At 59.4% G+C, this 22691-nt stretch carries 20 protein-coding genes and 1 pseudogene; 15 read left to right on the top strand and 6 right to left on the bottom strand.

Going from position 1 to position 22691, the window contains the following annotated elements; genetic code table 11:
* Positions 1–41 precede the first annotated feature (41 nt).
* The 6 genes from AB7M22_RS25390 (at position 42) to AB7M22_RS25365 (ending at position 7030) form a co-directional block, all read left to right on the top strand.
* Positions 42–1406, top strand: coding sequence for an aspartate aminotransferase family protein (locus AB7M22_RS25390; protein ID WP_454188129.1), 1365 nt, complete (start codon positions 42–44; stop codon positions 1404–1406).
* A 182-nt stretch (positions 1407–1588) separates the two neighbouring features.
* Positions 1589–2686 (top strand): polyamine ABC transporter substrate-binding protein, encoded by a 1098-nt coding sequence (locus AB7M22_RS25385; RefSeq protein ID WP_032835874.1) that lies wholly within the window; start codon positions 1589–1591, stop codon positions 2684–2686.
* A 238-nt stretch (positions 2687–2924) separates the two neighbouring features.
* Entirely contained in the window at positions 2925–4022 is a 1098-nt protein-coding gene (locus AB7M22_RS25380; RefSeq protein WP_454188128.1) for a polyamine ABC transporter substrate-binding protein, read from the top strand.
* Positions 4023–4083: 61 nt separating this feature from the next.
* Positions 4084–5226, top strand: a complete 1143-nt coding sequence (locus tag AB7M22_RS25375; RefSeq protein WP_008012607.1) for an ABC transporter ATP-binding protein — start codon at positions 4084–4086, stop codon at positions 5224–5226.
* A gap of 35 nt (positions 5227–5261) precedes the next feature.
* Entirely contained in the window at positions 5262–6143 is an 882-nt protein-coding gene (locus tag AB7M22_RS25370) for an ABC transporter permease subunit (RefSeq protein ID WP_454188857.1), read from the top strand.
* A complete protein-coding gene (locus AB7M22_RS25365; protein WP_454188127.1) occupies positions 6140–7030 on the top strand; it encodes an ABC transporter permease subunit in 891 nt (296 codons plus the stop codon). The genes AB7M22_RS25370 and AB7M22_RS25365 overlap by 4 nt, the downstream gene beginning before the upstream one ends.
* Positions 7031–7153: 123 nt before the next feature.
* Here AB7M22_RS25365 and AB7M22_RS25360 read toward each other — a convergent pair whose 3' ends face one another.
* Positions 7154–7795: an HD domain-containing protein gene (locus AB7M22_RS25360; RefSeq protein WP_454188126.1), complete on the bottom strand. Its 642-nt coding sequence runs from the start codon at positions 7793–7795 to the stop codon at positions 7154–7156.
* Positions 7796–8136: 341 nt separating this feature from the next.
* Between AB7M22_RS25360 and AB7M22_RS25355 the strand changes: the two genes are divergently transcribed.
* A complete protein-coding gene (locus tag AB7M22_RS25355; RefSeq protein ID WP_454188125.1) occupies positions 8137–9102 on the top strand; it encodes a GlxA family transcriptional regulator in 966 nt (321 codons plus the stop codon).
* Positions 9103–9260: 158 nt separating this feature from the next.
* Here AB7M22_RS25355 and AB7M22_RS25350 read toward each other — a convergent pair whose 3' ends face one another.
* Complete coding sequence (locus AB7M22_RS25350; protein ID WP_454188124.1) at positions 9261–11672, bottom strand: penicillin acylase family protein; 2412 nt, start codon at positions 11670–11672, stop codon at positions 9261–9263.
* A 103-nt stretch (positions 11673–11775) separates the two neighbouring features.
* On the bottom strand, positions 11776–12354 hold the full coding sequence (locus tag AB7M22_RS25345; protein WP_454188123.1) for a DUF6436 domain-containing protein: 579 nt from the start codon (positions 12352–12354) through the stop codon (positions 11776–11778).
* A 97-nt stretch (positions 12355–12451) separates the two neighbouring features.
* Between AB7M22_RS25345 and AB7M22_RS25340 the strand changes: the two genes are divergently transcribed.
* Positions 12452–13399, top strand: coding sequence for an alpha/beta hydrolase (locus tag AB7M22_RS25340; RefSeq protein ID WP_454188122.1), 948 nt, complete (start codon positions 12452–12454; stop codon positions 13397–13399).
* Positions 13400–13529: 130 nt separating this feature from the next.
* On the opposite strand, the gene AB7M22_RS25335 is transcribed toward AB7M22_RS25340, so the two are convergent.
* Positions 13530–14282, bottom strand: coding sequence for a DUF2059 domain-containing protein (locus AB7M22_RS25335; protein WP_454188121.1), 753 nt, complete (start codon positions 14280–14282; stop codon positions 13530–13532).
* 133 nt (positions 14283–14415) lie between these two features.
* Here AB7M22_RS25335 and AB7M22_RS25330 point away from each other — a divergent pair, with 133 nt between their 5' ends.
* The gene (locus AB7M22_RS25330; protein ID WP_454188120.1) at positions 14416–15048 is read left to right on the top strand and encodes a 2OG-Fe(II) oxygenase; all 633 of its coding nucleotides are present in this window, start codon (positions 14416–14418) and stop codon (positions 15046–15048) included.
* Positions 15049–15050: 2 nt separating this feature from the next.
* Complete coding sequence (locus tag AB7M22_RS25325; protein WP_454188119.1) at positions 15051–15536, top strand: DUF523 domain-containing protein; 486 nt, start codon at positions 15051–15053, stop codon at positions 15534–15536.
* A gap of 129 nt (positions 15537–15665) precedes the next feature.
* Here the strand turns inward: AB7M22_RS25325 and AB7M22_RS25320 are convergent, their stop codons facing one another.
* Positions 15666–16253: a transporter substrate-binding domain-containing protein gene (locus AB7M22_RS25320; protein ID WP_454188118.1), complete on the bottom strand. Its 588-nt coding sequence runs from the start codon at positions 16251–16253 to the stop codon at positions 15666–15668.
* A gap of 135 nt (positions 16254–16388) precedes the next feature.
* Between AB7M22_RS25320 and AB7M22_RS25315 the strand changes: the two genes are divergently transcribed.
* On the top strand, positions 16389–16814 hold the full coding sequence (locus AB7M22_RS25315; protein WP_454188117.1) for a DUF4399 domain-containing protein: 426 nt from the start codon (positions 16389–16391) through the stop codon (positions 16812–16814).
* A gap of 62 nt (positions 16815–16876) precedes the next feature.
* Here the strand turns inward: AB7M22_RS25315 and serA are convergent, their stop codons facing one another.
* Positions 16877–18106 (bottom strand): phosphoglycerate dehydrogenase, encoded by a 1230-nt coding sequence (gene serA / locus AB7M22_RS25310; protein ID WP_007897715.1) that lies wholly within the window; start codon positions 18104–18106, stop codon positions 16877–16879.
* 204 nt (positions 18107–18310) lie between these two features.
* On the opposite strand from serA, the gene AB7M22_RS25305 reads away from it, so the two are divergent.
* The 4 genes and pseudogenes from AB7M22_RS25305 (at position 18311) to AB7M22_RS25290 (ending at position 22617) form a co-directional block, all read left to right on the top strand.
* The gene (locus AB7M22_RS25305) at positions 18311–19705 is read left to right on the top strand and encodes an FAD-binding oxidoreductase (RefSeq protein ID WP_032835036.1); all 1395 of its coding nucleotides are present in this window, start codon (positions 18311–18313) and stop codon (positions 19703–19705) included.
* Positions 19706–19742: 37 nt separating this feature from the next.
* Positions 19743–20408, top strand: coding sequence for a fumarylacetoacetate hydrolase family protein (locus tag AB7M22_RS25300; RefSeq protein WP_454188116.1), 666 nt, complete (start codon positions 19743–19745; stop codon positions 20406–20408).
* Between the two features lie 264 nt (positions 20409–20672).
* Positions 20673–21603: pseudogene (locus tag AB7M22_RS25295) on the top strand (SdiA-regulated domain-containing protein).
* 96 nt (positions 21604–21699) lie between these two features.
* Complete coding sequence (locus tag AB7M22_RS25290) at positions 21700–22617, top strand: SdiA-regulated domain-containing protein (RefSeq protein WP_454188115.1); 918 nt, start codon at positions 21700–21702, stop codon at positions 22615–22617.
* Positions 22618–22691: the final 74 nt, after the last annotated feature.

Below are 22691 nucleotides of genomic sequence, written 5' to 3'. Positions count from 1 at the left end.
TTCCTGGCGGCGCCCTCCACTCGAATCTTAGGAGAATTCGCATGACCAGCAACAACCCGCAAACCCGTGAATGGCAAGCCCTGAGCAGCGATCACCACCTGGCCCCGTTCAGCGACTTCAAGCAGCTGAAAGAGAAAGGCCCGCGCATCATCACCAGCGCCAAGGGCGTTTACCTCTGGGACAGCGAAGGCAACAAGATCCTCGACGGCATGGCCGGCCTGTGGTGTGTAGCGATCGGCTACGGTCGCGATGAGCTGGCCGATGCCGCCAGCAAACAGATGCGCGAACTGCCTTATTACAACCTGTTCTTCCAGACGGCTCACCCGCCGGTGCTGGAGTTGGCCAAGGTGATCGCCGACGTCGCGCCTGAAGGCATGAATCATGTGTTCTTCACCGGTTCCGGGTCTGAAGGCAACGACACCATGCTGCGGATGGTTCGCCACTACTGGGCGATCAAGGGCCAGCCGAAGAAGAAAGTCATCATCAGTCGCAAGAACGGCTATCACGGTTCCACCGTGGCCGGCGCGAGCCTGGGTGGCATGACGTACATGCACGAACAAGGCGACTTGCCGATCCCGGGCATCGTCCACATCGCCCAGCCGTATTGGTTCGGCGAAGGCGGCGACATGACGCCGAACGAGTTCGGTATCTGGGCGGCCAATCAGCTGGAAGAGAAAATCCTCGAAGTCGGCGTCGACAACGTCGGTGCCTTTATTGCCGAGCCGATCCAGGGTGCCGGCGGCGTGATCATTCCGCCAGACAGCTACTGGCCGCGCATCAAGGAAATCCTCGCCAAGTACGACATTCTGTTCGTGGCCGACGAAGTGATCTGCGGTTTCGGCCGTACCGGTGAGTGGTTCGGTACCGATTTCTACGACCTCAAACCTCACATGATGACCATCGCCAAAGGCCTGACGTCCGGCTACATCCCGATGGGTGGCCTGATCGTGCGCGACGATGTGGTCGAGGTGCTCAACGAAGGCGGTGATTTCAACCACGGTTTCACGTATTCCGGGCACCCGGTGGCCGCTGCGGTAGCGCTGGAAAACATCCGCATCTTGCGCGATGAGAAAATTGTCGAGCGCGTGCGGACAGAAACGGCACCTTATTTGCAAAAGCGTCTGCGGGAACTGAGCGATCACCCGTTGGTGGGGGAAGTGCGTGGGGTCGGTCTGTTGGGGGCCATCGAACTGGTTCAGGACAAAGCCACCCGCAAACGTTACGAAGGCAAGGGCGTTGGCATGATCTGCCGCACGTTCTGCTTCGAAAACGGCCTGATTATGCGCGCCGTCGGCGACACCATGATCATTTCTCCGCCACTGGTGATTACACCGGCTGAAATCGACGAGTTGGTGACCAAGGCGCGCAAGTGCCTGGACCTGACCCTGAGTGCGTTGCAGGGCTAAGTGCTAGGCTCTGAGCGAGGTGCGAAGATTGCACTTCGCTCAGTGCAAACAAAGGATGGGTCTTTCCTTGAAAGCCTGCCTTGGATCTTGCCAGACTACCGGTTGTTCGGATGCCCAGTAACAGGCCGCTGAGCACGTGGTTAAAAAGAAAAATTGGAGCATTACCCATGAAGGCATTAGGTATGAAGATAGCTGGCAAGACCCTCCTCGCCATGTCCCTGATGGGCGTGATGGCGGGTGCCGTTCAGGCCGACGACAAGGTGCTGCACGTGTACAACTGGTCCGATTACATCGCACCGGATACCGTCAAGAAGTTCGAGGCCGAGTCGGGTATCAAAGTCGTCTACGACGTATTCGACAGTAACGAAACCCTTGAAGCCAAGTTGCTGGCAGGCAAGTCCGGCTACGACATCGTCGTGCCGTCGAACAACTTCCTGGCCAAGCAGATCAAGGCCGGCGTCTACCAGAAGCTGGACAAGTCCAAGCTGCCTAACTGGAAAAACCTGAACACGGACCTGCTCAAAGCGGTGTCGGTGAGCGACCCGGGTAACGAACACGCGTTCCCTTACATGTGGGGTTCGATCGGTATCGGTTTCAACGCCGAGAAGGTCAAGGCTGCACTGGGTGCCGATGCGCCAACCAACTCCTGGGACTTGCTGTTCAAACCTGAAAACGCTGCCAAGTTGAAGTCGTGCGGTATCAGCTTCCTCGATTCGCCAACCGAGATGATTCCGGTGGCGTTGCATTACCTGGGCTATCCAACCGACAGCCAGGACAAGAAACAACTGGCTGAAGCCGAAGCGCTGTTCCTGAAGATTCGTCCTTCGGTGGGCTACTTCCACTCGTCCAAGTACATCTCCGACCTGGCCAACGGCAACATCTGCGTGGCCGTGGGTTACTCGGGTGATATCTACCAGGCCAAGGCTCGTGCCGCTGAAGCCGGTGACAAGGTGAAAGTCAGCTACAACATTCCGAAAGAAGGTGCCGGCAGCTTCTACGACATGGTCGCCATCCCTAAAGATGCCGAAAACGTCGAAGGCGCCTACAAGTTCATGACCTTCCTGCAGAAGCCGGAAATCATGGCCGAGATCACCAACGCCGTGCGTTTCCCGAACGGTAACGCGGCGTCCACTCCACTGGTCGATAAAGAAATCACCAGCGACCCAGGCATCTATCCGCCTGCGGCAGTGCTGGCCAAGCTGTACGCGATTGCCGACTTGCCGGCCGCGACCCAGCGGATCCTGACTCGCAGCTGGACCAAGATCAAATCCGGTAAATAAGTAATAAACCCTGTAGCAGCTGCCGAAGGCTGCGTTGAGGTCCGAAGGACCTCCGCTTTTCGACAGCACAACGGCTTCGCAGTTGAACGCAGCCTGCGGCAGCTGCTACAGGATCTTCATAAAGTTTGCTGGAACGGTTTTTCGAGGGTAAGTTGCGCGCCGGTTTTGTTGCCAGGCAGCCATGGCTGTCATGTAACGCGGGGCAACTTGGGCCCAACTAATTTTAGAGGACCTCCACTTGCCTATTTTTTCTTTGTTGCGCAATGCCCTGCTGGTCGGCGCCGGACTGACGCTTGCCGTCAGTGTTCAGGCCGCCGGCACGGTGCATATTTATAACTGGTCGGACTACATTGGTGAGACCACCCTGGCCGACTTCCAGAAAGAAACCGGCATCAAGCCGGTGTATGACGTATTCGATTCCAACGAAACCCTGGAAGGCAAGTTGCTGGCCGGGCGTACCGGTTATGACGTGGTCGTGCCGTCCAACCACTTCCTTGGCAAACAGATCAAGGCCGGGGCTTTTCAGAAGCTCGACAAATCGAAGCTGACCCACTATTCCAACCTCGACCCGGTACTGCTCAAGCGCCTGGAGCAGAACGATCCGGGCAATCAGTACGCCGTACCGTATCTGTGGGGCACCAACGGCATCGGTTACAACGTCGACAAGGTCAAGGCAGTACTGGGCCTCGACAAGATCGATTCGTGGGATGTGGTGTTCGAGCCGCAGAACATCAAGAAGCTGCACAGCTGTGGCGTGGCGTTCCTCGACTCCGCCGATGAAATGATGCCCACGGTCCTCAACTACATGGGCCTGAACGCCAACAGCACCAACCCTGAAGACTACAAAAAGGCTGAAGCCAAGTTGCTGGCGGTACGGCCATACGTGACTTACTTCCACTCGTCCAAATACATCGCGGACCTCGCCAACGGTGACATCTGCGTGGCGATCGGTTTTTCCGGCGACATGTTCCAGGCCAAGGCCCGCGCGGCTGAAGCCGGCAAAGGCATGAACATCGCCTACTCGATTCCGAAAGAGGGCGGTGCGCTCTGGTTCGACATGCTGGCGATCCCCAAGGATGCGGCCAACGCCAAAGAAGCCCATGCCTTCATCAACTATTTGCTGAAACCCGAGGTGATTGCCCAGGTCAGCGATTCCGTAGGCTACGCCAACCCGAACCCCGGGTCGGACAAACTGATGGAACAGTCCATACGCACCGACGCATCGGTATATCCACCGCAAGCGGTCCTCGACAAGACGTACGTATCCATCGAGTTGCCACCGAACATTCAACGTTTGATGACGCGCAGCTGGACCAAGGTCAAGTCGGGCAAATAGCTTCAAACTATCCAGGTTCGCCACGTTGAGCGAACTGCAAATTCTGTTGGGAGTTTCGTAAATGGCAGTTGCCTCCGGCGCCTATAAGAAAGCCCTCGAGGGCGACCAGACACCTAAACAGGTGCTGGTCAAAATCGACCGGGTCACCAAAAAGTTCGACGAGACGATTGCCGTGGACGACGTGTCCCTGGAAATCAAGAAAGGCGAGATCTTCGCCTTGCTCGGTGGCTCGGGTTCGGGCAAATCCACCTTGCTGCGGATGCTGGCAGGTTTCGAACGGCCCACGGAGGGGCGCATTTACCTCGATGGCGTAGACATCACTGACATGCCGCCGTACGAGCGGCCGATCAACATGATGTTCCAGTCCTACGCCTTGTTCCCGCACATGACCGTGGCGCAGAACATCGCCTTCGGACTCAAGCAGGACAAGCTTCCCGCCGCTGAAGTCGATGCACGCGTGGCCGACATGCTCAAGCTGGTGCAGATGAGCCAGTACGCCAAGCGCAAGCCGCATCAGTTGTCCGGCGGCCAGCGTCAGCGTGTGGCGCTGGCGCGTTCTTTGGCCAAGCGACCGAAGCTGTTGTTGCTCGACGAACCGATGGGCGCGCTGGACAAGAAACTGCGCTCGCAAATGCAGCTGGAATTGGTCGAGATCATCGAGCGGGTCGGCGTGACCTGCGTGATGGTGACCCATGACCAGGAGGAGGCCATGACCATGGCCGAGCGCATCGCGATCATGCACCTGGGCTGGATCGCCCAGATCGGCAGCCCGATCGACATCTACGAAACCCCGACCAGCCGTCTGGTCTGCGAGTTCATCGGCAACGTCAACATTTTCGACGGTGAAGTGATCGACGACGCCGAAGGCCATGCGACCATCACCTGCAAGGACCTGGACCGGCAGATTTATGTGGGCCACGGCATCAGCACTTCGGTGCAGGACAAGTCCGTGACCTACGCGATCCGTCCGGAAAAACTGCTGGTGACGCCGACCATGCCGACCTGCGAATACAACTGGTCCAGCGGCAAAGTGCACGACATCGCCTACCTCGGTGGCCACTCGGTGTTCTACGTCGAACTGCCGAGCGGCAAGATCGTCCAGTCTTTCGTCGCCAACGCCGAACGCCGCGGCCAGCGCCCAACCTGGGGTGACCAGGTTTACGTGTACTGGGAAGACGACAGCGGCGTGGTACTTCGCTCATGAACATGCGCAAACTCAAACGCCGGCTCAATCGAATAATTCCCGGTGGCCGTCAGCTGGTCATCGGGGTTCCGTTCATCTGGCTGTTCATGTTCTTCATGTTGCCGTTCTTCATCGTCTTGAAGATCAGCTTCGCCGAAGCCGACGTGGCCATTCCGCCGTACACCGAGATCTACAGCTTCATCGACCAGAAGCTCCAGGTGCTGCTTAACCTGAGCAACTACGCGATGCTCAGCGATGACGAGTTGTACATCGCCGCTTACCTCGGCTCGTTGAAGATGGCGCTGATCAGCACCGTCCTCTGCCTGTTGATCGGCTACCCGATGGCCTACGCCATTGCCAGTGCCCGCAAAGAGCTGCAAACGGTGCTGGTGCTGCTGATCATGATGCCGACCTGGACCGCAATCCTGATCCGCGTGTACGCGTGGATGGGCATCCTCAGCAACAACGGTCTGCTTAACGGCTTTTTGATGAGCATGGGCTGGATCGACGAGCCGCTGCAGATACTCAACACCAACCTCGCGGTCTATATCGGGGTGGTTTACTCCTATCTGCCGTTCATGATCCTGCCGCTCTACGCCAACCTGGTCAAACACGACACCAGCCTGCTGGAAGCCGCGTCGGACCTCGGTTCGAGCACCTTCAACAGCTTCTGGAAGATCACCGTGCCGCTGTCGAAAAACGGCATCATCGCCGGCTGCATGCTGGTGTTCATCCCGGTGGTGGGTGAGTTCGTGATCCCGGAACTGCTCGGCGGTCCGGAAACCCTGATGATCGGTAAAGTGCTCTGGCAAGAATTCTTCAACAACCGTGACTGGCCGGTGGCGTCTGCCCTGGCGGTGGTGATGCTGGCGATCCTGATCGTGCCGATCATCCTGTTCAACCGTAGTCAGGCCAAAGAAATGGAGGGCAAGGAATGAAGCGCTTCCGTTTCTCAAGTTTCATGCTGATAGCGGGTTTGCTGTTCATCTACGCGCCGATGCTGATCCTGGTGATCTACTCGTTCAACGCCTCGAAACTGGTGACGGTGTGGGGCGGCTGGTCGATCAAGTGGTACGTGGGTTTGATGGACAACACCCAACTGATGGGCTCGGTGGTGCGCTCGCTGGAAATCGCCTGCTACACGGCGATTGCAGCGGTGGCACTGGGGACGCTGGCGGCCTTCGTGCTGACGCGTATCACCCATTTCAAGGGCCGCACGCTGTTCGGTGGCCTGGTCACCGCGCCGCTGGTGATGCCCGAAGTGATCACCGGTCTGTCGTTGTTGCTGCTGTTCGTGGCCATGGCGCAGATGATCGGTTGGCCACAGGAACGCGGCATCGTCACCATCTGGATCGCCCACACCACGTTCTGTGCGGCCTATGTGGCGGTGGTGGTGTCGGCGCGCTTGCGTGAACTGGACCTGTCCATCGAAGAGGCGGCCATGGACTTGGGCGCGCGGCCGTGGAAGGTGTTCTTCCTGATCACCATTCCGATGATCGCGCCATCGCTGGCGGCGGGGGGCATGATGTCGTTTGCCCTGTCGCTGGATGACCTGGTGCTGGCAAGCTTCGTGTCCGGCCCGGGTTCCACGACCCTGCCGATGGAAGTGTTCTCGGCGGTGCGCCTGGGCGTGAAACCCGAGATCAACGCCGTGGCCAGCCTGATTCTGCTGGCGGTGTCGCTGGTGACGTTCCTGGTCTGGTTCTTCAGCCGTCGTGCCGAAGAGATTCGCAAGCGTGCGATCCAGCAGGCCATCGAAGAAGGCGCCGCCGACTCCTGGAAACAACCGGACGTGCGCCGGGCGCAGGCGCCGGAAGCGGCTTGAGCCACGCATGATCGTTCCCACGCTCTGCGTGGGAATGCCTCAACGGACGCTCCGCGTTCGGCTCTTGATGGGACGCGGAGCGTCCCGGGCTGCATTCCCACGCAGAGCGTGGGAACGATCAGGTCAAGCGACCCAAGGTGATTTGCGGATGATCTCGACGAAGTTCATCGGCTTGAAGCCCGGCTCGCTGTCCACCAGCACATCCGCGTTCACGGTGCCAAACGTGCTGTCCGGCTTATGTTTGAAGCCGTTGGCGAACGCACACAGGATGCACTCCTTGAACTCCTCACCCCGTGGATGCGCATGCACCACTGCTTCACGCTGCACGGTGGAAAACGCCGCGTAGTCGATGCCCAGCACATCCATCTCGACGCCGGCCGTTACCAGCGCCACGTTGGGCCGCAGGTGTTGCGGCACGCCCGGTGTGGTGTGCAGGGCGATCGACAACCAGACCTGTTCGATATCGTCGTCAGACAAACCGTAGGGTTTGAGGAACGCTTTGGCTGCATTGGCACTGTCGACTTCGAATCGTTCATCATCGCTGCGGTGACCTTCCACCAGGCCCAAATCATGAAACATCGCGCCGACGTAAAGCAGTTCCGGGTCGTAGGCCAATTGCTTGCGCTCACCGCTCAAGGCGCCGAACAGAAATACCCGGCGTGAGTGGTGGAACAACAGGTCGGACTCGACGTCGCGAATGTATTCAGTGGTGGCCTTGGCCAACGCGCTGTCGGGGATTTTGATGCCGGCGATGATGCTGCTCATGGTGCTTTCCTCATGGGGAACGCCGTGGCGGCGCTGATGGGGTCAGTCTGTTCGCGCAGCCGAAACCGGACAATCGATGCATGGCTGCGATCCCGGCCAATGAGCCTGCATATCGCGCCAACCTCGCTTGTTGGGCCTGGATTGGCTAGGGTTGAGCGCGGTCATTACGCTTTTGTGGCGAGGGAGCGTGCTGTGGCGAGGGGGCTTGCCCCCGTTGGAGTGCGCAGCACTCCCATCCCCGTACATGAACCTGAAATGGGGCCGCTGCGCAGCCCAACGGGGGCAAGCCCCCTCGCCACAAGTAAGTGTTAATCCTGATCAATTGAGGGTGGTTTCCTGCCATGCACAAAACCGTTGCCATCGTAGTGTTCCCAGGCGTCCAGTCGCTGGACGTCACCGGCCCCATGGATGTGTTTTCCGAAGCCAATCGTTTCCTGGCCCCGGAGGATCACTATCGGCTGGAGGTGATCGGTATCGAGCGTGGGGTGATGGCGTGTTCCAACGGTTTGTCGCTCAATGCCCACCGGCATTTCAGCGAAGCGCTAGAGGCTTATGACTTGCTGTTGGTGGCGGGCGGGCCGCAGTTGCCGTTCATCAATTTTGGTGCGGCGTTCGATACCTGGCTGCGCGATGCCTGCACGCTGTCGCAACGGTTTGGCTCGATCTGCAATGGCGCCTTCATGCTCGCTCGGGCCGGATTGCTCGACGGGCGAACAGTCACCACTCATTGGGGCGACGCCGCGGCATTGGCGGATTTGTGTCCGTCGACTCAGGTCGAGGCTGATCGTTTGTACGTGCAGGATGGCGAGCTTTACACCTCGGCCGGGGTCACGGCGGGGATCGATTTGTCGCTGTATCTGCTGGCCCGGGATCACGGGCCGGACGTGGCACTCAGTGTGGCCAAGCGGCTGGTGGTGTTCACTCAGCGCTCGGGCGGGCAATCGCAGTTCAGCCCGTTCCTCACGCCCCACGCCGAACCGACTTCGGCGGTGGCGCTGGTCCAGCTCTACGTGCTGGCCAACCTCAATGGCGACCTGACCATTGCCGATCTGGCCAATGCCGCCAACATGAGCACGCGCAACTTTTCCCGGGTGTTTGCCAAGGAAGCGAAAATCACCCCGGCGGAATTCGTCGAACGGGCGAGGGTGGACGCGGCGCGGGTGATGCTCGAAAGCACCCATGCGCCGCTGAAAACCGTGGCGTATCAGTGCGGCTTTCGCGATGCCCAGCATATGCGCAGTGTGTTCAACCGCAGGCTGGGGGTGACACCGCAGCAGTTCAGGTTGAATTTTGCGGCGATGGTTTAGCGGTAATTTGCATTGCCTGGGCGGGCCTCATCGCGGGCAAGCCCGCTCCCACAGTGATCGGTGTGAGGCAACAATCTTGTGATCAACACAAGACCTGTGGGAGCGGCGGTGCGACGATTCGACTTGCCCGCGATGACGTCAGTTAAACCAACAGAAATCTATTGCCCTGAACGCGCCGGCAGCAGCTTCAACGTACTACGGGTATTGGCCGTCACTTCTTCATCATTGAAATGCGCCTGGTAGTAAACCCCCTCGATATACGCCTCGGCCTGGTCGGCATAGTGGCTGTCGAACGGCACGCCGCTCTGGCCGACCGGGTTGATGGTCAGGCTGTGGGCCGGGTCGGCGAAGTCGATCAACCGTCGGGTTGACGGGCCATAGGTCACAGGCCACGGCGCCGGGCCGATCTTGGCCGAGAGGTTGTTCGGCACTTCATGCGTGCCGGGCGCCGCGAACGGCCCGACGTTGAAGATCCGCTCCAGCGGTTTCTGCGTCCCCAGCGGATGACCGTGAGTCAGGGTGTGCGCCTTGCCCCACTTCCATTGCGCGACATCGGCGCCCAGGGTGGTTTTGAGGTGAGCCATGCTCGCTTGCCAGGCAACCTTGACCGTATCGGCGCGGGTTTCCTTGCCGGGGGTGTTGCGGTTGTCCCACCACGGTGAATCGGCCGAGGCCGCCAGGCGCGGCAGTGCGGCATCGATCACCCGGGTCGGGAGCAGCGTTTCGAAGAAGTCATTGCCCAGTTCATCGCGCATCGCCGCGTCGGCGAGGTTGAACAGAAACTGGTTGAACAGCGTGGCGTTGATGGAGTCCAGCGGGTAATCGCCGCTCCACTGCGCCAGTTGCTCCACCAGTTTGAGCTCGGTGGGATCGCTCACCACTTCACGCAGTACCGGTAGCAACGGCGCCAGCAAACGCGGACCGTATTCGGTGGTGGTGCCCAGTTGCAGCTTCTGGTTGGACTCGTTGTCCCACTTCACGTTCTTGTCGCTGAGCTGACGATTGAGCTGCTGACCGCGATCAGCAAGGTTGTAGTAACCGGGAATCTCCATGCCGGTCGGCGACACCGGCTGGAAGTTGGCCGAGACGATATAGCCTCGCGCCGGGTTCTCTTCCTGTGGGTTGGCGCTGAACGGGTAAAAACCTTCCTTGTCCGCCTGAGGAGTGCTGCCGTCGAGGATGAAACCGGGCTTCACCCCGGCCGGGCGCTTGGGCAGCAGCGCCGAGGCCCACCAACCAATGTCACCCTTGGCGTTGGCGTAGACGATGTTCAGCCCCGGTGCCTGAACCTTGGCCGATGCGGCGCGCGCCTTGGCCAGGGTGTCGGCGCGGTTGAGCTCGTAGAAACCGTCGAGGATCGGATTCGGCGTCTCGAGGAAGGCCCACCACATGGCGACCGGTGTCTTGCCGGCGGCGGTGCCGAGCGCATCGTTGATGATCGGGCCGTGGGGCGACTGGCGCAGGGTCAGTGTGACCGGTGACTGGCCTTTGACCGCGATCTGTTGTTCGGTGTTGACCATGTCGACCCACTGACCGCGATACCAGACCTGGTTCGGGTGGTCCGGGTTGACCTTCTCGGCGATCAGGTCCAGATCGTCGTTCTGGAACATCGTCAGACTCCAACCGAAATCCAGGTTGTGGCCGAGAAACGCAAACGGCACCAGCGCCTGATGGTAGCCATACAGCTCGAAACCCGGCGCTGACAGATGCGCTTCGTACCACACCGACGGCACCGAGAAGCGAATGTGCGGGTCGCCGGCCAGCAGAGGCTTGCCGCTTTTACTGCGGTTGCCGGAAATCACCCAGGCATTGCTGCCTTCGAATTGCGGCAGGCCATTGTCGGCCAGGGCTTGCTCACTCAAACGGGCGAGGGCGTTCAGACCCTTCCAGTCATTGGCGGTGAGGATCGGTGCAGGGGTGGCGCGCCCTTTGGCCAATACGCCCTTGGGCTGCCAGTCGAGATCGAAGATGTTCAGGTACTCGGCGCCCAGTTGGTCACGCACGTAAGTCAGCAAGGGTTCGGTGCGAAACGCCGCGGCAAAGCTGTAGGCCATGTAGCCGGCGATACTAATGCTGTCTTCGGCGGTGAAAGGGCGCTTGGGGATCCCCAGCACATCGAACTCTACCGGCGCAGCGTGGCTGTCCTGATATTGATTGATGCCGTCCAGATAGGCTTGCAGGGCCTTCCACGCCGGCGACTGACGATCCAGCGCGGCGACGTAGCTTTCAGCCCGCTCGCGGATGCGCAGGCTGCGAAACAGTTTGTCGGTGTCGACCAGTTTCGGGCCAAGGACTTCGGCCAGCTCTCCACGGGCCAGGCGCCGCATGGCTTCCATCTGGAACAGTCGGTCCTGGGCGTGCACATACCCGGGGGCGCGGTAGAGGTCGGTTTCGTTTTCGGCACGGATATGCGGCACGCCGCGCACGTCGTAGCGCACGGTCACCGAACCTTGCAGGTGCTGCAATTGCACCTGGCCCTGGCGCGTCGGTTGCTTGCTGTACACATACCAGCCGCCCCCGGCGACGAGTACGACGATCAGCAAGGCAAGTACGGTCAGGACGCGTTTCATGGTGACTCCTTGTTCTTTCGGGATTGCCGCCCGTGGGGGCTGCAAACGTGTAGCACAGACCTCCTGTGCCGGGCATCGCGGTCCTGGAAAAGTCAGGAATGCCTTACTTCACCTCGGCAGGCCACGGACAGTAGCAACCCACCGCCAGCGTGTGGGTGGCGTTTACCGACCGGCCTTCATTCAGCGCTTGCAGAATGGGCTCGATAAAGCTGTTGCTCGAATTGCAGGTCAGGCCTTCGCTGTACGGCCCGAAATACGCCAGCTTGCCACTGCGGTCCCAGATCGCCACCGCCGGGCTGGCAGGGATCTGTTCGGAACCTGGCAGGACAGTAATGGTTTTAAGGCGACTCAGCGTGCCGGGCAATTGACCGTGGGTGCCGGGCTTTTGTACCGCATAGAACTCGACGCCCTGCGGTACATAGTGCTCAACCAGTTCGGTCAGGTGTTGTTGGTTGCCGACATTGCACGGGCAGGCGGGGTCCCAGAAGTGCACCAGGCGAATGGCGCCGGGGCCGGCAAGTTCGTCTGGCAGGCGCAACGGGTCGCCGGAGAACACCGCAGTGTGCGAGCTGAAGGCGCGCAAGTAGCGCCCCTGAAACCAGTCATAGGCGGCCCACAGCACGCCGGCACACACAAGGGCGAGCAGGCTGGCAAGCAGTGTGGTGCGGTAGGCCGGACGCATGGGTTTCAATCCTCGAAGGTCGGCTAGCTTGCCATGCTTGCCGCGACAGATGAATATCGCAGGCCCATAAAGTCCGTTTCGCGCTCTGGAATAGCCCATGTCTGCCACTTTCGACCCCGATCATTTGCGTGCCAGCCTGCGGCCATTGGCCGAGTGGCAGCCGCTGTCGACGGAATCCATGGCCTATCAGCATTTTTACGGGCTGGATTTCCCCCAGCGAACCTTGCGCAGTGGCCTGGGGCGTTTCGAGGTCGATGGCTATGAAGTGGTCAGCCAGCTCTGGTGGCCCGAGCGGGCGAAGGCGACGCTGTTTTTGTTTCACGGTTTCTACGATCACACCGGGCTCTATCGGCATGTGATCGAGTGGGCGCTGGAACAGGGTTTTGTGGTGATCGCCTGTGACCTGCCGGGGCATGGCTTGTCCAGTGGCGAACGGGCGAGCATCAAGGACTTCGCCGAGTATCAGAGCGCACTGCAAGGGTTGTTGGCCGAGGCGCAATCGCTGGACCTTCCGCAGCCCTGGCACCTGTGCGGGCAAAGCACTGGCGGGGCGATCGTGATCGATCATGTGCTCAATCAGGGTGCGAGCAGTCCGGCCCAAGGGCAAGTGATTCTGCTGTCGCCACTGGTGCGGCCGCGAGCCTGGGGTTGGTCGCAGCTCAGTTATTACCTGCTCAAGCCGTTCGTCAAAGGCATCGCCCGGCGTTTCAGCGAGAACTCCAACGACCCTGACTTCCTGGCGTTCCTGCAAGCCGATCCGCTGCAGCCGCTGCGTCTGCCGACGGCCTGGGTCGGTGCGCTGGGGCGCTGGATCAAGCGTATAGAAGCGGCACCGAGCAGCCCACGGCGGCCGTTGATTGTGCAGGGGCAGGCGGACATGACGGTGGATTGGAAGCACAACCTTGACGTATTGCGGGGCAAATTCGATCGGCCTCAGGTGCTGATGCTGCCTGAGGCGCGGCATCATCTGGCGAATGAGACGCCGGGGTTGCGGCAGGAGTATTTCGGGTTTTTGAGCAAGCGGATGAAGGGGCGGAATCTTTAGCGGTAGTCAGGGCCCCATCGCGGGCAAGCCCGCTCCCACAGGTATCTGCTTTGACCGAAGGATTTGTGAACGACACCGATCACTGTGGGAGCGGGCTTGCCCGCGATGGCGATCTGGCTGACGCCAAAAATTACTGGGTAAGGCTCGACGTACTCTGCCCCACCGCCAACCCCGCCCGAATCGCCGCCAAGGCCGCTTGATAGTAAGCCTTGCCTTCACTGGACTCGGCAAACGTGGCGAACTCTTCCAGCTCGTCATCCGACAGGTCGCGATAGACATACAGCAGCGTGTTGTTCAGGTCAGCGCCGATCTGCTCCATCAGGCGTTGGCGCTGTCCGTTCAGCATGCCTTGAGCCTGACCGCCGCCGAGCAGGCCGGGGATCATCGAGCTCAGGCTGTCGGCCGCCACGCCCGCAATCGCCAGGCTGACTTCAGCACCGGCCTCGCGAGCGGGCAGGGCCTGGGCGAGGTGGCCGATGATCAGCTGACGGGTATCGCTGGCCTGCATTTTCGGCAAGCCCTTGGCGTTTTTCGCCAATTGATCGCGACGGGTCGCCAGCAGTTCGGCGGCGACGATTTTCTTGCCCAGGGGCGATTGGAAGAAGGTCAACGCAGGTTTCGGATCGGCAAGCTTTTTGCGCAGCTGCGCTTCGGCACGCTGGTCCATGGCCTTGGGGGCGAAACGCTGATTACTGTTGTTGACCAGGGCCTGAAACACCGCCGGCGGCAGGCTATTCTGGTAACGCTGTTGAGCGGCGGAGAGAGCATCGTTGAAATGCGCGCGTTGTTCTGGCCAACCGGCGACCTTGTACAACTGGTCGTGGCCGTCCGCCCAGGCGGGCAAAACACAGAACATCAGCAGTGAAAAAAGCAAACGGCGCATAGGGACTCCTGTCAGCAGGCGACTATTCTCCGTGCGGCATTCGTACTTGTCGAGAATTCGTATCAGGTTGCGTACCTTATCCGACCAATACTCCGCTGCGCGGCTCTGTCGGATTTGCGGGCACAGGAATACTATGCGCGCCATGCAAATATCCTCTGATCATCCGCTGCTGTTACGTATCGTCGACGACCTGGCTGAGCGCGGCTGGTCGCAGCAGAATATTTTCCTGCCTCAGGATCTGACCCGGGCGCTGGCGGCCGAGTGCCGCAAACGTGCCGCCGAGGGTGAGCTCGCCCCGGCCGCCGTCGGGCGCGGGCCGTTTTCGGAGATCCGCGAGGGCATTCGTGGCGACCATATCCAGTGGCTCGAACCCGGTCAGGTTGAGGCCTGCGACAGTTATCTGGGGTTGATGAACAGCCTGCGTGAGGCGATGAATCGCAGTTTGTTTCTGGGCCTGGAGGATTTCGAAAGTCATTTCGCCCTGTACCCGCCGGGTGCTTTTTACCTCAAGCATGTCGACCGTTTCCGCGATGACGACCGGCGCATGGTCTCGGCGGTGATCTACCTCAATGACAGCTGGCTGCCCGAGCATGGCGGTCAGTTGCGCATGTACCTGGACGAAGGCGTCGAACACGATGTGGTCCCCACCGGCGGATGCCTGGTGGTCTTCCTGTCGGGCGAAGTCCCCCACGAAGTCCTGCCCGCGACCCGAGATCGCCTGTCGTTGACGGGCTGGTTCCGCCGTCGTGGCAACGAGCCGTTCTGATCATGCAAAAGATTCTGGTAAGCCGCTGTTTGCTCGGTCACCGCGTCCGTTACGACGGCGGCGCCAGTGGGCCGTTCAATCTGCTGGAGCAGTGGATTGCCGAAGGCCGGGTGGTGCCGTTGTGCCCGGAAGTCGCCGGTGGTTTGCCGACGCCAAGAGCCGCGGCGGAGATTCCGGGCGGGCAGGGCGCTGAAGTGCTAGATGGCCTTGCATCGGTCATCACCACCGAGGGCGAGGACGTCAGTGCCGAGTTTCTTTCGGGGGCTTATCAAGCGCTGGAGCTGGTGCAACAGCACGGCATCCGCATTGCCGTGCTCAAGGCCAACAGCCCGTCTTGCGGGAATCTGTTGACCTATGACGGGACGTTCAGTGGCGTGAAAGTCAACGGCGAGGGTGTTACCGCGGCATTGCTCAAGCGCAATGGCGTGCAGGTTTTCAGCGAGCTGGAGTTGGCTGAAGCGGCGCAGGCACTGGCAACCCTCGACTAACGGCCCTGCACAAATCCCTGTGGGAGCGGGCTTGCCCGCGATGAGGCCATAACATTCAACATCGATGTAGAAAGTTAAACCGCCATCGCGGACAAGCCCGCTCCCACAGGGTTACTCGTCAACCTTGAATCAGGGTTTCGGCGCCACATTCGCATCCGCCCCGAACCATTTCTGTTCCAGCGCCTCCAGCCGGCCATCTCCCTTGATCCGCTGCAAGGCGTTTTCCAGGCTGGCGTGAAACGCCGGGTTACCCTTCTGAAACGGAATCGCCAGGCTCACAGCCGGGGCGGCTTTCGGCTTTTCCTCCGTCAGCGACTGCACCAACAGGATTGATCGCGGTTGCTCTTCTTTCTGCGCGATCAATTGCGCATTGGCGTGAATGTAAGGTTCGCTGAAGTCAAAACGATCCTTCAGGTCCGGAGTCGGTGCTACGTGATTGATGGCCACGTCGTATTTGCCGCTTTCGACGCCGGTCAACAGATCGTCGGAATCGGTGACGACGAAGTCGGCCCGCACATCCAGCTCATCGGCCAGCAGTTGACCCAACTCGACTTCGAAGCCGGTCAGTTTGTCGTCATCCTTGAAATTGAAGGGCGGTGTATTAGCCTCAAGGGCAATGCGCAATTCGCCGCGGTCGTTTACATCGTCAATCAGTTCGGCATGAGCCAAAGGGCTCAAAAGGGGTAGCAGGCAGATCAGGCCAGGCAAAAAACGCATGGTCACTCCTTTGAATTCATTTATCGCGACGCGCTGTTCAGGCTCGCTTTGCTATGGTTGTCGTGTGCCTTCGACAACGAATGGCCGTGAAGTTGTCACGGTCGAGCGAATTTTACGGAAAAACTGGAGAAGAGAATGAAAAGCTTTATGTCACGTGCAGCGTTGGCTGGCCTGTTGCTGGGTGCATCGATGCTGGCAACGGCTGCCACACCTGCTCCCAAAGGCGCACAAGCGTCCATCGTTTCTCCTGCGGACGGAGCCACGGTTCCGCAAACTGTCGTCGTCAAGTTCGCTGTCGAGAACATTGCGCTGGCGCCGGCGGGCGACCTCACCAAGAACACCGGCCATCACCATTTGCTGATCGATGTCGATAAGCTGCCAGCCGCTGGCGCCCCGATTCCGAATGATGCCAACCATTTGCACTTTGGCAAGGCGCAGACCCAGGCTGAAGTCAAATTGACACCGGGCAAGCACACCTTGCAGCTTGAGCTGGGCGACAGCGGTCACATGCCGTTCGATCCGCCGATCGTGTCGGAGAAAATCACCGTCAACGTTAAGTAACATTAGTCACGCCCATGAAAAAGGAGACCCGAAGGTCTCCTTTTTTGTCACTCAAGTCACTATCAGAACAATACGCGGCAACGAATGGTGCCGTTGATGTGCTGCAGCTTCTCTTGCGCCATTTCCGAGTATTCGGCATCGACGTCGATCACGACGTAGCCGACTTTCTCGTTGGTCTGCAGGAACTGACCGGAAATGTTGATGCCGTTTTCGGCGAAGACCTTGTTGATCTCGCTCATCACACCCGGAATGTTCTCGTGGATGTGCAGCAGACGGTGCTTGCCAGGGTGAGCTGGCAGGGCCACTTCCGGGAAGTTCACGGACGATACCGACGTACCGTTGTCGCTGTACTTGACCAGTTTTTCCGCCACTTCCAGACCGATGTTGGCTTGCGCCTCAGCGGTGGAGCCACCGATGTGCGGGGTCAGGATCACGTTGTCCAGGCCACGCAGCGGGCTTTCGAACTCTTCTTCGTTGGAGCGCGGCTCCACCGGGAATACGTCGATGGCCGCGCCGATCAGGTGCTTGTCCTTGATCGCGTCCGCCAAGGCGTCCAGTTCAACAACAGTGCCGCGAGCAGCGTTGATCAGAATGCCGCCCTTCTTGATGGCGCGGATTTCCTTCTCGCCGATCATCCACTGGGTGGCTGCGGTTTCCGGAACGTGCAGGGTGACGATGTCGGACATGCCCAGCAGCTCGTGCAGGTTGCCGACCTGGGTGGCGTTACCCAGTGGCAGCTTGGTCACGGTGTCGTAGAAGTACACCTGCATCCCCAAGCCTTCAGCCAGAACCGACAGCTGAGTACCGATCGAGCCGTAACCGACGATACCCAGCTTCTTGCCGCGGATTTCGAAGGAGTTGGCTGCGCTCTTGATCCAGCCACCACGGTGGCAGGAAGCGTTCTTCTCAGGAATGCCGCGCAGCAACAGGATCGCTTCGGCCAATACCAGCTCGGCTACGGAGCGAGTGTTGGAGTACGGCGCGTTGAATACCGCGATGCCGCGTTCGCGAGCCGCGTTGAGGTCGACCTGGTTGGTGCCGATGCAGAAACAGCCGACAGCCACCAGTTTCTTCGCGTGATCGAAGATCTCTTCGGTCAGTTGAGTGCGGGAGCGAATGCCGATGAAGTGAGCATCAGCGATCTTTTCCTTCAGCTGGGCTTCCGGCAGAGAACCTGTGAGGTACTCGATGCTGGTGTAGCCCGCCGCCTTGAGGACGTCGACAGCCGATTGGTGGACGCCTTCGAGAAGAAGGAACTTGATCTTGCTCTTATCGAGAGAAGTCTTGCTCATCTGCGTAAACCTGTATCCCGGAGAAAATTGGCAGGAAATGGTCAACAGATGCTGACCCGGACGGCAAGAAAGCCGTCGCCGCAGGACAGCCGTTGGGCACTATGCTGCGGGGTCGATATGCTAGCATATGCACCCCGCTAAACACTCATTCCTGCGACGTGAAGCGTTCTCAGGATGACCATGAATTGTTCGAGAGTTCTATCGATGACCAATCCTGCGCTGATTGATGAGCTGAAGACCCTGGTTGAGCCTGGCAAGGTGCTGACCGATGCCGACTCCCTGAATGCTTACGGTAAGGATTGGACCAAGCATTTCGCCCCGGCCCCGACCGCCATCGTGTTTCCCAAGACCACCGAGCAGGTCCAGGCCATTGTTCGTTGGGCCAATGAACACAAGGTGGCGCTGGTGCCGTCCGGCGGGCGTACCGGGCTTTCGGCTGCGGCCGTGGCAGCCAATGGCGAAGTGGTCGTGTCCTTCGACTACATGAACCAGATCCTCGACGTGAACCTGACTGACCGCACAGCCGTTTGTCAGCCAGGCGTGGTTACCGAGCAATTGCAGAACAAGGCTGAAGAGCACGGTCTGTACTACCCGGTGGACTTCGCGTCGGCAGGTTCCAGCCAGATTGGCGGCAATATCGGCACCAATGCCGGCGGGATCAAGGTCATTCGCTACGGCATGACCCGTAACTGGGTGGCCGGCATGAAAGTCGTCACCGGCAAGGGCGATTTGTTGGAACTGAACAAAGACCTGATCAAGAACGCCACTGGCTACGACCTGCGTCAGCTGTTCATCGGCGCCGAAGGCACGCTGGGTTTTGTGGTCGAGGCCACCATGCGTCTGGATCGTGCGCCGAAAAACCTCACCGCAATGGTCCTCGGTACCGCCGATTTCGATTCGATCATGCCGGTATTGCACGCGTTCCAGAGCAAACTTGACCTGACTGCCTTCGAATTCTTCTCCGACAAGGCTTTAGCCAAGGTTATGGCGCGCGGTGATGTGCCGGCACCGTTCGAATCCGATTGCCCGTTCTACGCGCTGCTGGAATTTGAAGCGACCACGGAAGAAGTGGCCAACCACGCCCTGGAAACCTTCGAGCACTGCGTGGAGCAGGGCTGGGTGCTGGACGGCGTTATGAGCCAGAGCGAAACCCAGTTGCAGAACCTGTGGAAATTGCGCGAGTACATCTCCGAAACCATTTCCCACTGGACACCCTACAAAAACGACATTTCGGTCACTGTGTCGAAAGTCCCGGGGTTCCTGAAAGAAATCGATGCGATCGTCGGCGAACACTACCCGGATTTCGAAATCGTCTGGTTCGGCCACATCGGCGACGGCAACCTGCACCTGAACATCCTCAAGCCGGACAACCTGAGCAAGGACGAGTTCTTCGCCAAGTGCGCGACCGTCAACAAGTGGGTGTTCGAAACCGTCGAGAAGTACAACGGTTCGATTTCCGCCGAACACGGCGTTGGCATGACCAAGCGTGATTACTTGACCTACAGTCGCTCGCCGGTTGAGATCGAGTACATGAAAGCCGTCAAAGCAGTGTTCGACCCGAACGGCATCATGAACCCGGGCAAGATTTTCGCTGTTTGACTTTTAAATTTAAGAGCTACGAAACAGGAGTCGGTCAATGAGCTATCAGCATCAGTATGTCGACGGTACGCGTATTCATTTCCCGCTGGGGAAAGTGGTGTGCATCGGCCGTAACTACGCCGAACACGCCAAGGAACTGGACAATCCGGTGCCTACCGAACCACTGCTGTTCATCAAGCCGGGCAGTTGCGTGGTGCCGCTGGAAGGTGGTTTCAGCATTCCGACCGAGCGTGGCTCGGTGCATTACGAGGCGGAAATCGCCGTGTTGATCGGCAAGCCACTGTCGACCAAGCCGAGCCGTGAAGAAGTGCTGGATGCCATCTCCGGCATCGCCCCGGCCCTGGACCTGACCCTGCGCGACAAACAGGCCGAGCTGAAAGCCAAGGGCCTGCCGTGGGAAATCGCCAAGTCCTTCGACGGCGCGGCAGTCATTGCGCCGTTCGTGGCGGGCAGTACCTTTGCCGATCTGACCGACATCGGTATCCGCCTGACCATCAATGGCGAAGTCCGCCAGGATGGCAACAGCAAGGACATGCTCAATCCGATCGTGCCGATGATCCAGTACATGGCCGGCTGCTTCTCGCTGCAGGCCGGTGACGTGATTCTGACTGGCACGCCGGTAGGCGTTGGTCCGTTGAATGTCGGTGACGAACTGGTGCTCGAATTGCCGGGCACCAGCCGCTTCACCAGCAGCGTGCGCTGACCCAACACAAACCCTGTGGGAGCGGGCTTGCCCGCGATGAGGCCATGACAGTCAACATTGATGTTGAATGTCAGGCCGCCATCGCGGGCAAGCCCGCTCCCACAATGGTTTCTAGTGGTCGCAAGTTTCTGTGTCCACGCAGGGCAATCCCGCCATTTCCCGTTTTTTTCACATTTTGTCCGGATAATTCTTGGGCTTCTGGCGTCTGAGCCAGTCCCAATTGTGCTATTACCCATAGCCTGAATTTCTGGAACGTATCCCTGCATGACCACCCAACCGCTGCCCAAGCTGAAAACTGCCCGCCGCTCGCGCTTTGTCATGCGTTGGTATTCCTGGCTTTTGCTGGTGGCTGCTGCTGTGTATGGCCTCATGTTTGCGATGCACTGGGACGATCGCGGCGTGCTCTGGGTGAAGGAGCGTTTCGAAAGCCCGGCCGAGCGAAAAGAGAGTATCTGGCTGCCGGATTACCGGGCGGTGATCGACGCCAAGTTGCTGCCGGGCATGGAGAAGGACGAAGCGTCAGACGTGTCTTATGACCCGCAGACCAAAACCCTGTTTGCGGTGATGGGCAAGAACCCGTTCCTGGTCGAGCTGACGTTGCAGGGCGATGTGTTGCGCAAAATGCCGCTGGTGGGTTGGAGCAACCCGGAAGGGGTGACGGTCATGGGTAATGGTTTGCTGGCGATCACCGATGAACGCGCGCACCTGCTTTCCATCGTCAAGGTCGACGCCGATACCCGGGAACTGAATATCGCCAGTTTCCCGAAATACGACCTGGGCCCGTCGAAAAACCAGAATAAGGCCTTTGAGGCGATCGTTTGGGATGCGCGCAACCAGCAACTGCTGCTGGGTGAAGAGCGTCCACCGGCGCTGTTCAGCTGGAAAAGCGACGGCAGCCAAATCCTCAAGGGCGACAAGCAAAAGCTGTCCAGCGACGAATTGGATATCCGCAATCTGTCGGCCCCTGGCCATCGATCCGCGCACCGGCCATACCTTGGTGCTGTCCGCCGATTCGCACTTGCTGCTGGAATTGGACGAGAAAGGCGAGCAGGTCAGCTTCATGACTCTGCTGGGTGGTTTCAATGGTCTGAAGAAAACCATTCCCCGTGCCGAAGGCGTGACCATGGACGAGGCGGGCACGCTGTACATTGTGAGTGAGCCGAACCTGTTCTACCGGTTCGAAAAACAACCGTAGGGGTCGGCAATTGTCGTCAAAGGCCATTGGCCATTAAGCTTGAATTCATGCTGCCGTGGTATTTCATCCGCCCGTCTTGTTTCCGAGCTCGCCTGAATGCGCCGACTTGCCCGTCCCAAACCCCTGATGCTGATCTTGTCGGTCATTGCGCTGATCGTGCTGATTGCCGTCGGCCAGTACCTGCGTCTGTTCGAGCGTACCTGGTTCAATGTGCAGGCGTTATGGCAGCCGATGAATGCCCAGTCCATTGGCCTGGATCAGTATCAGGTAGCGATCGAGGCGCAAGTCATTGATGGTCTGGACGACGATGTTTCGGCGCTGACCTTCGATCCCGTGCGTAAAAGCCTGTTCACCGTCACCAACAAAAACGCCGAGCTGATCGAATTGTCCCTGGAAGGCAAAATCCTGCGGCGTGTGGCGCTGGTCGGGTTTGGCGATCCGGAGGCGGTGGAGTTCATCAGCGCTGACACTTATGTGATCACCGACGAGCGCCAGCAACGGCTGATCAAGATTCATCTGGAGAAGGACACGACGTTCCTCGATGCCGCGGACGCCGAACAGATGACCCTCGGCGTGCACATGAGTGGCAACAAGGGGTTTGAAGGGTTGGCCTATGACTCGGTGGGCAAGCGCTTGTTTGTCGCCAAGGAGCGCGATCCGATGCTGATTTACGAAGTGCAGGGCTTTCCGCATTACAACCCGGAAAAATCCTACGCGGTGCACGTGGTGAACAACCCCAAACGTGATGCCGGGATGTTCGTGCGAGACCTGTCGAGCCTGCAATACGACGAGCGCAGCGGCCATTTACTGGCGCTGTCCGATGAGTCGCGACTGATTCTGGAGCTGGATGTCGACGGGCGACCGCTGACCACCCTGTCACTGAGCAAGGGGCGTCAGGGATTGCAGAAAACTGTACCGCAAGCGGAAGGCATCGCCATGGACGACGACGGCACCCTGTACCTCGTCAGCGAGCCGAACCTTTTCTACGTCTTCAAAAAACCACCGCAACCCTAACCAACACCGCAAAACACTGTGGGAGCGGGCTTGCCCGCGATGGCGGCCTTTCAGTCAACATCAATGTTGAATGT

The sequence above is a fragment of the Pseudomonas sp. ADAK2 TE3594 genome (assembly GCF_053628675.1).
Note: the sequence above shows the minus strand (reverse complement) of the source record. Positions and strands in the feature narration are given on the sequence as shown.